Source organism: Lysobacter sp. F60174L2 (assembly GCF_052547135.1).
In genome coordinates, this window is the sequence record NZ_JBQWRA010000003.1 from 17,554 (window position 1) to 31,978 (window position 14,425).

Consider the following 14,425-nt stretch of genomic DNA (forward strand, 5'->3'; position numbering starts at 1 on the left):
CGCGCGTCAGCCGATACGCACGCGCTCGCCGTCGGCGGCCGGGACGACCTCGCCGATCCGGCGATGGACCAGCGCCAGGCGTTGCAGCTCGGCTTCGACCGCGGCCACTTCGCCCTGCGGCACCACCAGCACGAAGCCGATGCCGCAGTTGAAGGTGCGCCACATCTCCGCGTCGGCCACCGCGCCCTCGCGCTGCAGCCAGTCGAACACCGGCGGCAGCACGATCGCAGATGCCTCGATCCGCAGGCCCAGGCCCTCGGGAATGACCCGGATGATGTTCTCGCTCAAGCCGCCGCCGGTGATGTGCGCCATTGCGTGGATGGCGTCGCCGTGCGCGCCGCGCAGCAGCTCCAGCACCGGCTTGACGTACAGCGCGGTCGGCGCCATCAGCGCGTCGAGCAACGGCACGCCGCCGACCTCGACATCGGACGGACGGCCGGCGCGGTCGAAGATCCGCCGGATCAGCGAGTAACCGTTGGAGTGCGGGCCCGACGAGGCGATGCCGAGCAGGACGTCGCCGGCCTCGACCCGGGCGCCGTCGCGCAACTCGGACTTCTCGACCGCGCCGACGGTGAAGCCGGCCAGGTCGTACTCGCCGGGGCCGTACATGTCGGGCATCTCGGCGGTCTCGCCGCCGATCAGCGCGCAGCCGGACAGCTCGCAACCCCTGGCGATGCCGCCGACCACCGCCACCGTGGTGTCGATGTCGAGCTTGCCGGTGGCGAAGTAGTCGAGGAAGAACAGCGGCTCGGCGCCCTGCACCAGCACGTCGTTGACGCACATGCCGACCAGGTCGATGCCGATGGTGTCGTGGCGGCCGAGCTGCTGCGCAAGTTTCAACTTCGTCCCGACGCCGTCGGTGCCCGAGACCAGCACCGGCTCGCGGTACTTGCTGGAGAGATCGAACAGCGCGCCGAAACCACCCAGCCCGCCCATCACCTCGGGCCGGAAGCTGCGCTTGACCAGCGGCTTGATCCGCTCGACCAGTTCGTTGCCCGCATCGATGTCGACACCGGCGTCGCGGTAGGTCAGCGGGGTGGGGGGCGTGGGTGCGTCGGGAGTGGAGGCGGTCACGTCGGGCTCGGAAGCGCGGGGAATCCGCGATTTTAGCAGCCGCGACCCCCGCCCGCCGCGCCTTCCAGGCGTGGCTTCAATGGACGTGCCGGGTCCCGTGGGGCACCATTTCGTCATCACCCACCCCCAGGGATAACGATGGCGCGCGCAAACGCTGTGGCAACCGATGCGGCTACCGGCCGCAAAGTCCGGAGTAACGGCCTGCGATGGCTGCCCGCGCTTGGGGTGGCCATGCTGTTGCTGGCCAGCTTCACCGCCTCGGCGCAGCGGGTCGAGGGCACGCGTGCCGCGGCGCGCGGCGTGTATTCGGCCGAGGTGGAGGTCAATACCCAGAACGCGGCCGAGCGCGACACCGGCTTTGCCCGCGCGCTGGCGCAGGTGCTGGCCAAGCTCTCGGGCGACGCCAACGCCGCATCCCAGCCCGGCATGGCGCAGGCGTTGCGGCGTGCCGAGCGCTACGTCGAAGGCTTCGACTACCGCCAGGACGAAGGCGTGTCCGCCAGTGGCGCGCCCAGCTTCGACACCATGCTGGTGGTGCGGTTCGACCAGGACAAGGTCGATTCGCTGGCAGCCGCAATGGGCCTGGCGATCTGGCCGCAACCGCGCCCGAAACCGGTGCTGTGGCTGGCGATCGACGACGGCAGTGGCCCGCGCCTGGTCGGCCTGCCGAAGGCCGCCGCGGCGAATTCGACGCTCGAGCGGGCCAAGAAGCGCGGCTACCGGCTCGGCCTGCCCAATGGCAGCGCCGCCGAGCAGGCCGTGGTCGGTGCGATCTGGCGTGGCGACACCGCCGCGGTCGCGCGCGCGTCCCGCCGCTACAGCCCGCCGATGCAGCTGATCGGCAAGCTCTACCGCAACGGCGGCGGCTGGAAGGCCGACTGGGTCTTCGTCGACAACGGCAAGGTGCTGTCGCGCTGGAGCGAAGAGGGTTCCGACGCCCGGCAGGTGATGGCGACCGGTGCCGACGGCGCGGCCGACGCGTTGATGAAGCGCTATGCCAAGCGTTCCGAGGCGGGGCCGCCGGGTACCTACCGGGTCGCCTTCAGCGGCCTCGACAGCGCCGATGACTACGTGCGCCTGTCGGGGTACCTGCAGCAGCTTGCCGTGGTGCGTGGCATCACGCCGTTGAGCGCGACGCCGCAGTCGGTCGAGTTCAACCTCGACCTGGTGTCCGGGCTGTCGGGCCTGGCACGCATGGTCGAGGGCGGCGACGTGCTGGTGGCAAGCGGGTCCGGCGATCCCGTCGATAGCGCGGACATGGGTGTCGATGGCGGGGTCGTCGACCCGCTGGACAGCCCGCTCCCGCTCCCCGGCGAGAGCGCCCCGACCGCGTACCGCCTGCGCTGAAGGAATCCGTATCGATGGACCGTAACCATCCGCTGGACGACATCGCCCGGTTTCTCCGGCGCCTGCAATGGACCGCACTCGGCCTGGGGCTGTGCTGGCTGCTGTGGCTGCTGGCGCCGATCCTGACGCCTTTCGTGCTGGCCGCGATGCTGGCGTGGCTGGGCGACCCGCTGGCCGACAAGCTGCAACGAGCCGGTCGCTCGCGCAACGCCGCGGTCGCCCTCGTGTTCACCGCGATGGCATTGCTGGTGATCCTGGCGCTGGTGTTGCTGGTACCCACCATCGAGGACCAGATCCACACCCTGGTCCTGTCGATGCCGAAATACCGGGCCTGGTTCATGCAGACCGCGCTGCCGTGGGCCGAGGCCCGCACCGGCATCGAGCTGACCCGCTGGCTCGACATCGGCAGCCTGATCGACCTGGTCCGCGACAACTGGGAGCGCGCCGGCGGTGTCGCATCCACCCTGCTGGGCTACATGTCGCGCTCGGGTTTCGCGCTGCTGGCGCTGGTCGCCAACGTCGCGCTGCTGCCGATCATCACGTTCTTCTTCCTGCGCGACTGGGACCTGCTGGTCGCCCGCGTGGCATCGCTGGTGCCGCGCGACCACCTGGCCACCACCAGCCGCCTGGCGCGCGAGTCCAGCGAGGTGCTCGGCGGGTTCCTGCGTGGCCAGTTCCTGGTGATGCTGATCCTCGGGGTGATGTATGGCGTCGGGCTGTGGGGTGTCGGCCTCGACCTGGGGATCCTGATCGGCATCATCGCCGGCCTGTTGACGTTCGTACCGTACGTGGGGCCCGCCAGCGGCATCATCCTCGGCTGCATCGCCGCGCTCGTGCAGTTCGGCGACTGGCAACACGTCGCGGGCGTGCTCGTGGTGTTCGGCCTCGGCCAGGTGATCGAGAGTTACTGGCTGACGCCCAAGCTGGTCGGCGACCGCATCGGGCTGCACCCGGTCGCGGTGATCTTCGCGGTGCTGGCCGGTGGGCAGCTGTTCGGCTTCCTCGGCATGCTGCTGGCGCTGCCGGTGGCCGCGATCGCCAACGTGCTGCTGCGTTATGCGCAGGAGCGTTACACCCACAGCCGGCTGTACGCCGGCGAACAGCCGGCGATCGTCATGGGCGGCGCGGCGGGCACGTATCCGCGCGAACCGGAAGGCGAGTGAAACCGGACGCGCCCGGGCACCGGTCGACGCCCGCGTCGCCCGGGCCGCAATTGCCGCTGGCATTGCGCTACCCCCCCGACCAGCGTCTGGACACCTTTGTCGACGCCGCCGCGGGCGCCATCGAGCAGTTGCGGGCATTGGCTGAAGGCGGCAGCGGGGACTGGCTGTACCTGGCCGGTCCCGCCGGCGTCGGCAAGACCCACCTGCTGCTTGCGACCTGTGCCGCTGCCGAGGCTTCGGGACGGCGTGCGGCCTACCTGCCGCTGACCGCCGCGGCGGGTCGCCTGGGCGAGGCGTTGCATGCGCTGGAAGGCAACCATCTGCTGGCGCTGGACGGGCTGGAGGCGGTTGCCGGGAACCGTGACGACGAGATCGCCCTGTTCGACGCGCACAACCGCGCGCGCGCGGCAGGCAGCCGGATCATCTACGCCGCCCGCCCGACGCCCGACGCGCTGGGTGCCTGGTTGCCCGACCTGCGTTCGCGGCTGTCGCAATGCAGCCGGATCAACCTGCAGCCACTCGACGAGCAGGGCCGCCGCGAGGTGCTTCGCCAGCGTGCGCGGCGGCGCGGCTGGGTGCTGGAGGAGACCGCGTTGGATTGGCTGCTGAAGCGGGTGGAGCGCGACATGGCCGGGCTGACCGCGTTGCTGGACCGGCTTGATCGCGCGTCGCTGGCGGCCCAGCGGCGGATTACCGTGCCGTTCCTGCGGCAGTTGCTGGGATGAGAACGGTGAAAACCGGTTCCGCTGTAGGAGCGACGTAAGTCGCGATTTCACTGATGCCCGGGATCGCCGTGCGATCGCGACTTACGTCGCTCCTACACGGGGCCCCGATATCGCGCGGCGTGGCGCAGCGACTCGTCCAGCTCGGCCAGCCGCTGCGGCGTGCCGACGTCGGTCCAGCGGCCGCGATGGTGTTCGCCACCGACCTGCCCACGCGACATCGCCGCGCGCAGCAACGGCGCCAGCTTGAAACGCGGCGGCTGCCGCCCGGTGTCCTCGTCCGCACCGATGACCTGTTTCCAGTCGGCCAGCAACGATGGCCGGTACAGCCCGATGCCGGCGAACGTGAGTCGCGATTCGCCTTCCACCGCGAGCCGGCCGCCGTCGTCCAGCGCGAAGTCGCCGGCGGGGTGGTGCGCGGGGTTGTCCACCATCACGAGGTGGGCGGCGCCGGCGGGGTCGTCGGGCAGCGACGCGAAGTCGTAGTCGGTCCAGATGTCGCCGTTGACCGCGATGAACGGCGCGTCGGGCGCCGCGGCGTCGCGCAGCAGGCCCAGCGCGTGATGCATGCCGCCGCCGGTTTCCAGCGGGCTGGGGCCTTCGTATGAAAAATGCAGTCGCAGGCCCCAGCGCGAGCCGTCGCCGAGCGCTGGCGGGAACTGGTCGGCCAGCCAGCTGGTGTTGACCACGACGTCGCGCACGCCCCGTGCCGCCAGCTTTTCCAGGTGCCAGGCGATCAGTGGTTTGCCACCGGCTTCCAGCAACGGCTTGGGCGTGCGGTCGGTCAGCGGCCGCATGCGTTCGCCGAGGCCGGCGGCAAGGACGAGTGCTTTCATGCCGTCGCCTTCATCAAAGCGCCGGCCGCACGTGGCGGTCGATGATCGCGGCCAGCGGCGCGAGTTCGGGATATTTCGGCAGCACCGCGTCGAGATAGGCGACGAAGCGCGGCGCGTCGACCAGGTACTTCGGCTTGCCGTCGCGATGATGCAGGCGCGCGAATATCCCCAGGATCTTGAGGTGGCGCTGGATGCCGACCAGGTCCGCGTCGCGGCGGAAGGGGGCGAGCGCCGGCACCGGCAGCCCGGCGGCCAGGGCGCGGGCGTGGTAACGGTCCAGCCATCCGTCGACCCGTGTCTCGGGCCAGCTCAGGAATGCGTCCTTGAACAGGCTGAGCGGGTCGTAGGCGATCGGGCCGCGCACCGCGCCCTGGAAGTCGAGCACCGCCGGTCCATCGGCGGGGTTGCCGGGTACCGGCATCAGGTTGCGCGGCATGAAGTCGCGATGCACGAACACCTGCGGCTGCGCGAGCGCGGCGTCGACCAGATGACGGTAGGCGAGGTCCAGTGCCTCCAGTTCGCCGCAGTCGAGCGCCACGCCGAGGTGGCGGCCGAGGTACCACTCGTCGAACAGGCGCAACTCGAAGGCCAGCATGGCCTCGTTGTAGGCCGGCAGGTCGGCGGGGCAGGGCAGCGCCTGCAGCCTGAGCAACTGGTCGATCGCTGTATCGAACAGGACGTCGGCGTTGTCGCTGTCGATCACCTGCAGGAAGGTGTCGACGCCCAGGTCTTCAAGCAGCAGGAAGCCGCCTTCGACGTCGGCCGCCAGCACCTCGGGCACCCGGACGCCCGCGCTTTCGAGCAACTCGCGGATCCGCAGCCAGGGACGGACGTCCTCCTTGTCCGGCGGCGAGTCCATCACGATCAGGGTGGGCGCGCCGGGCGCGTCGCCGGCGCTGGTGCGCCAGTAGCTGCGAAAGCCGGCATCGAACGAGGCGCGGACAAGCCCGAGCCCGGCGTCACCGGTGGTGGCGCGGGCCCAGGACAGGCGCGCCGTGGCGCGATCGGCGCAGTCAACAGGCTGGGTCATGCAGGCTCCGGGCGGCATCGGCCGCAGGGCCCACAGGTTACCGGGACGGCGAGGCCTCAGGCCACCACGCGCTCATCCTCCAGCGATTCCAGCCAGGCGTCGTCGGAGCCTTCGGCGACGCCTTCGAACAGGAACGTCGACAGGTAGCGCTCGCCGGTGTCGGGCAGCATCGCCAGCAGCACCGAGCCGCGCGGTGCCTGTTCGGCGACCCGCAATGCGGCGGCGACCGTCGCACCGGCCGACAGGCCGACGAACAGCCCCTCCTCGGTGGCGAGGCGACGCGCGGTGTCGCGGGCGACGGTGTCGTCGATCGGGAGAACGCGGTCGGCGATCGAGGCGTCCAGCACCGCCGGCACGAAGTCCGGCGTCCAGCCCTGGATCTTGTGCGGCTGCCATTCCTTGCCGGCCAGCAGCGACGCGACCGCCGGCTCGGCGGCGATGACCTGCAGCTGCGGGCGGGCCGCCTTGAGCACTTCGCCGGTCCCGGTCAGGGTGCCGCCGGTGCCCCAGCCGCTGACGAAGTAGTCCAGCTGGCGCCCGGCGAAATCCAGCAGGATTTCCGGTGCGGTGGTCTGCCGGTGCCACGCGGGGTTGGCCGGGTTCTGGAACTGGCTGGCGAGGAACCAGCCGTGTTTTTCGGCGAGTTCGGCGGCGCGGTGGACCATGCCGACGCCGCGTTCGGCGGCCGAGGTCAGGATCACCCTGGCGCCATAGGCACGCATCAGCTTGCGCCGCTCGACCGAAAAGGTCTCGGTCATCACCGCCACGAACGGGTAGCCGCGCGCCGCGCAGACCATGGCCAGGGCCACGCCGGTGTTGCCCGAGGTCGCCTCGACCACCGTCTGGCCGGGCTTGAGCGCGCCGCTGCGTTCGGCATCGAGGATGATCGCGATCGCCAGCCGATCCTTGACCGAACCGCCGGGGTTGAACGACTCGACCTTGGCGTACAGCGAGACGTGGTCGGGAGCGACGCGGTTGAGGCGGACGATCGGGGTGGAGCCGATGGTGTCGAGGATGCTTTCGTGGATGGCCATGTGAGGTCCCCTTGTGGGTGAGAATGGGGTGGAGTTGGGATTGAGCGCGGCGCCTACGCGGCGTGTGCCAGCGGAGCTGCGGTCGCGCCGGACAGCGGTGCGGCTCCGAACCAGTGCAACCGCTCGGCCAGGCCGGCGACTTCGCCGACGATCAGCAGCGCGGGCGATTGCACGTCATGCATGCGGGCCGTGTCGGCGAGGTTGGCGAGGTGGCCGGTGACCACCCGCTGGTCCGGCCTCGAGCCGTTCTCGACCAGCGCGAACGGCGTCGCCGGATGGCGGCCGTGGGCGATGAGGCGCGTGCCGAAGTCCGCCAGCGCGGAAACGCCCATGTAGACCGCCAGCGTCTGCCGCCCGGCAGCGAGTCCGGCCCACTCGAGGGTGTCGTGCGAGTCCTTGCAGTGCGCGGTGAGCAGCCGCACCGACTGGGCGTGGTCGCGGTGGGTCAGCGGAACGCCGGCATACGCGGCGCAGGCAACGGCGGCGGTGATGCCGGGCACCACTTCGTAATCGATCCCGTGCTCGCGCAGGACCTGCAACTCCTCGCCGCCACGGCCGAACACGAACGGGTCGCCGCCCTTCAGGCGCACCACGCGCCTGCCGGCGCGGGCGTGTTCCAGCATCAGTGCGTGGATGCCGTCCTGGGTGGTGTGGTGGTTGCCGGCCTGCTTGCCGACCTCGATCTGTTCCGCGTCGCGGCGTACCAGTGCCAGCACGTCGGCGCTGACGAGGCGGTCGTGCAGGATCACGTCGGCCTCGTTGAGCAGGCGCAACGCGCGCAGGGTCAGCAGGCCCGGGTCGCCGGGGCCGGCGCCGACGAGTGCGACCGAGCCTGCCGGACGCGGTGTCGCGGCGGCCAGTGCCCGGTCGAATTCCAGTTCGGCGGCCTCGTGGTCGCCGCGGCGCAGCAACCCCGACAGCGGGCCGGCCAGCACGCGGTCGAAGAACCGCCGTCGTGCCCCGATGTCGTCAAAGCGGGCGCGAATGCGCTGGCGGTGGCGTGTCAGCAGCGTGGCCAGCGCGCCGAGCGATTCGTCGAGCTGGCGCTCCAGGCGCTCGCGCAACGCGCGCGCCAGCATCGGTGCGCCGCCGCCGCTGGAGATCGCGATCTGCAACGGTCCGCGCTCCACCCGCGCCGGCACCTGGAAGCTCGACAGCCCGGCATCGTCGACCACGTTGACCCAGATCCGCCGCGCGTCGGCGGCGGTCGCGACCGCGCGGTTGCTGGGGCCGTGGTCGGTGGCGGCGATCACCAGCCACATCCGGTCGAGCCAGTTCGGATCGAAGCGGCCGGACCTGTGCTCGATCCGGCCCTGCGTCGCCCACTCGGCCAGCGCCAGGTCGAGTTGCGGGGCGCCAACGGTGACCCGGGCGCCGGCCTCCAGCAGCGCGGCGACCTTGCGCCGGGCCACCGCGCCGCCACCGACCACCAGCACCCGGCGTTCGCGCAGGTCGGCGAACAGCGGGAACAGCAATGGCGATGAAGCCGGTGATGGCGGAGCGACGGTCATGGCTGCGATGCGGAAGGCGGGAATGGACGGTCGACGCTACCGACCGCGACGTGCCCACGGAAATGACCGCCACCTCTGCCGGCATGGCGCAATGGCATAAGTGCTGGATGCCCACGCGAACCCGGTGTAGGTTATAAATCCCTGTATCCGAATGGAGCGATAGATATGCAGACGATCAAGCCGATTCTCCGTTGTTTTCGCCGCGCCCTTGGCACCTGCACCGCCTCTCCCCCGCCCTGGACGTCCCGATCATGACCTTGACCCAGTTGCGTTATCTGGTGGCCATCGCCGACTCAGGCCTCAACATCACCCAGGCCGCCGAGCGCGTGCATGCGACCCAGCCGGGCCTGTCCAAGCAGCTCAAGCAACTTGAGGACGAGCTTGGCTTCCAGTTGTTCGTGCGCAAGGGCCGCAGCCTCGAAAAGGTCTCGCCTGCCGGCGGCCGCGTGCTGGCGCATGCGCGGCGGGTGCTGGCTGAGGCGGCGAACATCCGCAGCCTGGCCGCCAACCAGCGCGGCGAGCACGTCGGCGAGCTGGTGCTGGCGACCACCCACACCCAGGCCCGCTTCGTGCTGCCGGCCGCGATCGCCCGGATCAAGCGCGCGTTTCCCCGCGTCACGGTCCACCTGCAGGCCGCGGCCGAAGGCGAGGTGATGGAACAGGTCGCGCACGGCCAGGCCGACCTCGCCATCGTCAGCACGTCGGGCAGCGCGCCCGAGGGTGGGCTGGCGGTGCCGCTGTTCCGCTGGCAGCGCCGGGTGCTGGTGCCGCTTTCGCATGCGCTGGCCAAGCTGGACCGGGCGCCGAGTCTGGCCGAACTGGCCGCGCTGCCGCTGGTCAGCTACGAATCCTCGGTGCGGCCGGACTCGTCGCTGCGGCGCACCTTCGCCCATGCCGGGCTGGAACCGCAACTGGCGATGACCGCGCGCGACGCCGACCTGATCAAGACCTACGTGCGCGCCGGGCTGGGCGTCGGCGTACTGGCCGAGATGGCGCTGGGCGTCGGCGCCGACGACGACCTGCGGGCGCTGCCGGCACCGCCGAGCCTGCCCGAATGCGTGACATGGGCGGTCATCCCGCGCGCGCGGGTGCTACGCGAGTACGCCCTGGAACTGCTGCATGCGCTGGCGCCGCAGATCGACCCGCGCGACCTGCGCCGGGTGGTTGAAGGCAACCAGCCGGCGGACTGGCCGCAGGCGCCGAGCTGGGTGGAGTTGAGCCAGCCGATCACGGTCTGATTGCCGGCCAATACATCGAAGGAATGGATCCACGGGGCGCGGCTGATACCGCGCCCCGTGCTTTTACGTCGTGGTCTGCGCGTCGAAGTGCAGGCCGCATTCGCGCTTCAGGCCGAAGAAGCGCGTGTCTTCCTCGCGCATGCCCGGCTGCAGGCGGCGGGTGCTGTGGGTATCGCCGATGGAGACATAGCCCTCGTGCCACAGCGGGTGGTACGGCAGGTCGTGGCGCTGCAGGTACTGCCAGATGTCGCGGTCGTTCCAGTCCGCCAGCGGATGCAGTTTCCAGCGGCCGTCGCGGCGTTCGAGGATGTCGATCGCGGCGCGGCTGGAGGACTGGCTGCGGCGCAATCCGGCGATCCAGGTGTTCACCCCCAGCTCGCGCAACGCGCGTCGCATCGGTTCGACCTTGTGCACCCGGTTGTAGCGGTCGAGGCCGTCGATGCCGGCGCGGTCGAGGCCGGCGACCTCGGCCTCGGTCCAGGCGCGGGCGGGGTCGGGACGGTAGGTCCGCAGGTTCAGGCCGAGCCGTGTGCGCAGTTCCGCAGCGAAGCTCCGGGTCTGCGGGAACAGGTAACCGGTGTCGACCAGGATCACCGGCAGGTCCGGGGCAAGCCGCGTCGCCATGTGCAGCGATACCGCGGCCTGCGCGCCGAAGCTCGACGACAGTGCATGCGGGCCGGGTACGTTTTCGAGCGCCCAGGCGATGCGCTGCTCGGCACTGCGTCCGGCCAGCCAGTGGTTGACCTCGCGCAGCGCACGCGCGGAGGTTGTCGATGGCGTGCCGGGCGAGCGGGTGGAAGCGGATTCGGCGACGGGCGCGGTTGCGGTCACGGTCATGATTGCACCTCGATCGCGATCCGCCGCGGCGGCGGTGCCACCACTCCGCTGCGCACCAGGTAGTCGCCGAAACCCTCGTCGGGCTCGCGCGCCGCCGCGTAGTCCGCCAGCAACGGGTCGAGCGCGGCGAGGATGCCGGCCTCGTCGACGTTCTCCCGGTACAGCGTGTTGAGACGTTCGCCGCGGTGGTCGGCGCCGAGCATGAGGTTGTAGCGGCCCGGCGCCTTGCCGATCAGTGCGATCTCGCCCAGGTAGGGGCGCGAGCAGCCGTTGGGGCAGCCGCTCAGGCGCAGGTTGATCGGGACATCGATCAGCCCGTGGGTGGCCAGCAACGCCTCGAAGGTATCCAGGACATGCGGCAGGTAGCGCTCGGACTCCGCCATCGCCAGGCCGCAGGTCGGCAGCGCGACGCAGGCCAGCGCGTTGCGGCGCAATGGACTGGCGGTGAGGTAGCCGTCGAGCGCGTATTGCGCGACCAGCGCATCGATCCTGTCGCGCAATGCCGCCGGCACGTTGGCGATGATCAGGTTCTGGTTCGGCGTCAGCCGGAACCGGGCGTCGTCCGGCAGCAGCGCGGCGATCGCGCGCAGACCGCTCAGGTGGTTTGCCTCGTCGTTGTCGACGATGCGGCCGGACAGGATCCGCAGGGTCAGGTGCGCGCGCGCGACATCACCGTTGCTTTCACCATCGGGGGCGGCATCGACCCAGCCGAAACGGTCGCCGTTGTGGGCGAACGCGAACGGCCGCGGCGGCGCCAGCGCGAAGCCGGCGCGTTGCTCGATTTCCGCCTTGATCTTCTCCAGGCCGTGGTCGTCGATCGTGTACTTGAAGCGCGCGTGCTTGCGCAGCTCGCGGTTGCCGAGGTCGCGCTGGGTGGCCATCACCGCCTCGGCCAATGCAGTCACCCGGTCGGGGGCGATGAAGCCGATCACGTCGGCGACCCGCGGGTAGGTGCCCGGGTCGCCATGGGTCGCGCCCATGCCGCCGCCGATGGCGACGTTGTAACCGGCCAGCACGTCGTTGCCGGCGGCGTCGGGCTCGATGATCGCGATGAAGCCCAGGTCCTGCGCGAACACGTCGATGTCGTTGTACGGCGGGATCGCGAAACCGATCTTGAACTTGCGCGGCAGGTAGGCCTTGCCGTAGATCGGCTCCTCCACCTCGTTGGTGCCGGCGACGCGTTCCTCGTCGAGCCAGGTCTCGTACCAGGCGCGGGTACGCGGCAGCAGGTGGCCGGCCACCGCGGTCGCCTGCGCGTAGACCTGCGCATGCAATGCCGACTGCTGCGGGTTGGTGGCGATGACGACGTTGCGGTTGACGTCACCGCAGGCGGCGATGGTGTCGAGCACCGCGTCGTGGATCACCCGCATCGTCGCCTTCAGCTCGCTCTTGACGATGCCGTGGAACTGGAACGTCTGCCGGGTGGTGATGCGGAAGCCGCGCTCGGCATAGGTGGTGGCGATACGGTCGAGCTTGAGCCACTGCTCCGGCGTCAGCACGCCGCCCGGGGTACGGGTGCGGATCATGAAGCTGTGCGCGGGCTCGAGCTTGGCGAGGCGGCGCTCCTCGCGCAGGTCGCGGTCGTCCTGCTGGTAGCTGCCATGGAACTTCATCAGCACCTTGTCGTCGTCGCGCAGGCCGCCGGTGGCCGCGTCGGCGAGCGACTCGGCCAGGCTGCCGCGCAGGCCACGGCTTGCGAGCTTGATCTCTTCGACGGAATGGCTGCCCATGTCAGTACACGTCCCGGGCGTAGCGCCCCTGTTGCTGGATTTCGTTGAGGTGTGACTCGGCGTCCTCGCGCGATTTGCCACCGTGTTCGGCGATGACATCGATCAGCGCGGCATGGACATCTTTGGCCATACGGGTGGCGTCGCCGCAGACGTACAGGTGCGCGCCGCCGTCGAGCCACGCATACAACTCGCGGCCGTGTTCAAGCAGGCGCTGCTGCACGTAGATCTTGTCGGCCTGGTCGCGCGAAAACGCGAGGTCGAGCCGGTGCAGCTGGCCGTCCTTGAGTGCTTGCTGCCACTCGGACTGGTAGAGGAAATCGGTGCGGAAATGCGGGTTGCCGAACAGCAGCCAGTTGCGACCGCCGGCGCCGATGTTGGTGCGCTCCTGGACGAACCCGCGGAACGGCGCGACGCCGGTACCGGGCCCGATCATGACGACGTCACGCGAGGGGTCGGCCGGCAGCCGGAAGCGCTCGTTGTGCTCGATAAAGACCGGCACCCGGTCGTCGTCGGTGCGCGAGGCGAGGAAGTGCGAGGCCGCGCCCCAGCGGGTTTCGCCGGCGAAGGCGTACTCGATGTGGGCGACGGTCAGGTGGGCCTCGTCGCCGACCGCCTTCCGGCTCGAAGCGATCGAATACATGCGCGGAGCCAGCGGTCGCAGCGCGGCGACCAGCGCCTCCGCACTCCACTGGCCGGGGTAGGCGCGCAGCAGGTCGAGCAGTTGCTGCTCGCCCAGCAATGCGGTCAGTTCCGCCGCGTTGTCCGGCTGCAGCAAGCGCTCGAGAGGTTCGCTGCCGGTGAGGGCGGCATGGGCGGCGAAGAACGGCCGGGTGAGGCGGGTCACCTCGCGCCTGCCGCCCAGCCATTCGGCCAGCGGGCGCTCGTCGCCGCCATGGCTGACCGCGGTGTCGCCGTCGAGGCCCAGGGTGTCGAGCACGGCGGCAACCAGCGCCGGCGGGTTGCGCGGCCACACCCCGAGCGCGTCGCCGGGCTCGTAGTGCAGGCCCGAACCTTCCAGCGACAGTTCGACATGACGGATGTCGCGATCGCTGCGGTGGCGCGGCCCGGCGCGGGCAGTGAGGCGCTGGTTGGCGAGCACTTCGGCCGCGAACGGGGTGTCGCGGTCGAACGCCGGCGCCATCGGCCGCAATGCGGTGACGGTGGCGCTGGGTGCGCGGGCCGGTTGCAGTTCGGCCGCGGCCTCGACCGCCTTCGACAGCCACGGATTCGCCACGCTGTCGATGTCGAGGTCGGCGTCGCCGCGGTCGAACACGCGGATGGCTCCAAGCTCGGCTAGCCGCGTGTCGAGCTGGCGGCCGATCGAGCAGAACTGCGGATAGCTGGAGTCGCCCAGCCCCAGCACGGCGAAGCGCAGTTGCGGCAGCTTCGGCGCGCGCTTGCCGACGATGAACTCGACCAGCGCCCGCGCGTCGTCCGGCGGCTCGCCATCGCCCTGGGTGCTGATCACCACGAACAGCTGGCGCTCGTCCTTCAACTCGCGGGTGGGGTAGCCATCGGCGCGCAGCAAGCGCACCGGCACGCCGCGGGCTTCCAGCTGGTGCACCAGCTTTTCCGCGAGGCGCTTGGCATTGCCGGTCTGGCTGCCATACAGCACCGTCGTCGACGGCGTATCGGTGCCGACGGTTTCGACCGGCGCGGTTGCGGCTGCCGGCAGCGCATGCCCGCGGGCCAGCCCCGCGGCGTAGCCCGAAAGCCACCACAGTTCGGTGCCGGCCAGGTCATCGGTCAGCCGGTGCAGCAGTTCGGCCTTGCCGGGCGACAGCAGGGAAATCGGGATCGGGGCAGCGGCGGACATGACGGGGCTCGGATACTGGATGAAGCGAGCCTAGATACCGGCTGCCGGCAGCGGAAAGGATTGCCGGTTATCCACTTATGCGATTTC

Annotated in this window: 12 protein-coding genes; 4 read left to right on the plus strand and 8 right to left on the minus strand. The window is 70.4% G+C overall.

Translation table 11 applies throughout. The annotated features are described in order from the left end of the window. Positions 1–6: 6 nt before the first annotated feature. Entirely contained in the window at positions 7–1,074 is a 1,068-nt protein-coding gene (gene purM, locus ACT9AS_RS09090) for a phosphoribosylformylglycinamidine cyclo-ligase (protein WP_445099826.1), read from the minus strand. Positions 1,075–1,305: 231 nt separating this feature from the next. On the opposite strand from purM, the gene ACT9AS_RS09095 reads away from it, so the two are divergent. Genes ACT9AS_RS09095 through hda form a run of 3 tightly spaced genes read left to right on the plus strand, consistent with a single transcriptional unit; the run spans position 1,306 to position 4,309 of the window. Then, positions 1,306–2,421: a DUF2066 domain-containing protein gene (locus ACT9AS_RS09095; RefSeq protein WP_445099827.1), complete on the plus strand. Its 1,116-nt coding sequence runs from the start codon at positions 1,306–1,308 to the stop codon at positions 2,419–2,421. 14 nt (positions 2,422–2,435) lie between these two features. Next, positions 2,436–3,584 carry an AI-2E family transporter gene (locus ACT9AS_RS09100; RefSeq protein WP_445099828.1) on the plus strand — a complete coding sequence of 383 codons (1,149 nt, stop codon included), beginning with the start codon at positions 2,436–2,438 and terminating at the stop codon, positions 3,582–3,584. Next, entirely contained in the window at positions 3,581–4,309 is a 729-nt protein-coding gene (hda, locus tag ACT9AS_RS09105; RefSeq protein ID WP_445099829.1) for a DnaA regulatory inactivator Hda, read from the plus strand. The genes ACT9AS_RS09100 and hda overlap by 4 nt, the downstream gene beginning before the upstream one ends. 92 nt (positions 4,310–4,401) lie before the next feature. Here hda and murU read toward each other — a convergent pair whose 3' ends face one another. The 4 genes from murU to cysG are packed head-to-tail and all read right to left on the minus strand — an operon-like array spanning position 4,402 to position 8,717. After that, on the minus strand, positions 4,402–5,142 hold the full coding sequence (murU, locus tag ACT9AS_RS09110; RefSeq protein WP_445099830.1) for an N-acetylmuramate alpha-1-phosphate uridylyltransferase MurU: 741 nt from the start codon (positions 5,140–5,142) through the stop codon (positions 4,402–4,404). A 13-nt stretch (positions 5,143–5,155) separates the two neighbouring features. Then, positions 5,156–6,172, minus strand: coding sequence for a phosphotransferase (locus ACT9AS_RS09115; RefSeq protein WP_445099831.1), 1,017 nt, complete (start codon positions 6,170–6,172; stop codon positions 5,156–5,158). Positions 6,173–6,228: 56 nt separating this feature from the next. Continuing rightward, positions 6,229–7,206 (minus strand): cysteine synthase A, encoded by a 978-nt coding sequence (gene cysK, locus ACT9AS_RS09120; protein WP_445099832.1) that lies wholly within the window; start codon positions 7,204–7,206, stop codon positions 6,229–6,231. A gap of 53 nt (positions 7,207–7,259) precedes the next feature. Continuing rightward, a complete protein-coding gene (cysG, locus tag ACT9AS_RS09125; RefSeq protein WP_445099833.1) occupies positions 7,260–8,717 on the minus strand; it encodes a siroheme synthase CysG in 1,458 nt (485 codons plus the stop codon). A 251-nt stretch (positions 8,718–8,968) separates the two neighbouring features. Between cysG and ACT9AS_RS09130 the strand changes: the two genes are divergently transcribed. Continuing rightward, the gene (locus tag ACT9AS_RS09130; RefSeq protein ID WP_445099834.1) at positions 8,969–9,955 is read left to right on the plus strand and encodes a LysR family transcriptional regulator; all 987 of its coding nucleotides are present in this window, start codon (positions 8,969–8,971) and stop codon (positions 9,953–9,955) included. A gap of 63 nt (positions 9,956–10,018) precedes the next feature. On the opposite strand, the gene ACT9AS_RS09135 is transcribed toward ACT9AS_RS09130, so the two are convergent. The 3 genes from ACT9AS_RS09135 to ACT9AS_RS09145 are packed head-to-tail and all read right to left on the minus strand — an operon-like array spanning position 10,019 to position 14,338. Then, the gene (locus ACT9AS_RS09135) at positions 10,019–10,792 is read right to left on the minus strand and encodes a phosphoadenylyl-sulfate reductase (protein WP_445099835.1); all 774 of its coding nucleotides are present in this window, start codon (positions 10,790–10,792) and stop codon (positions 10,019–10,021) included. Then, positions 10,789–12,522, minus strand: a complete 1,734-nt coding sequence (cysI, locus tag ACT9AS_RS09140; protein ID WP_445099836.1) for an assimilatory sulfite reductase (NADPH) hemoprotein subunit — start codon at positions 12,520–12,522, stop codon at positions 10,789–10,791. The genes ACT9AS_RS09135 and cysI overlap by 4 nt, the downstream gene beginning before the upstream one ends. Position 12,523: 1 nt before the next feature. Further along, positions 12,524–14,338: an assimilatory sulfite reductase (NADPH) flavoprotein subunit gene (locus ACT9AS_RS09145; protein WP_445099837.1), complete on the minus strand. Its 1,815-nt coding sequence runs from the start codon at positions 14,336–14,338 to the stop codon at positions 12,524–12,526. Positions 14,339–14,425 lie beyond the last annotated feature (87 nt).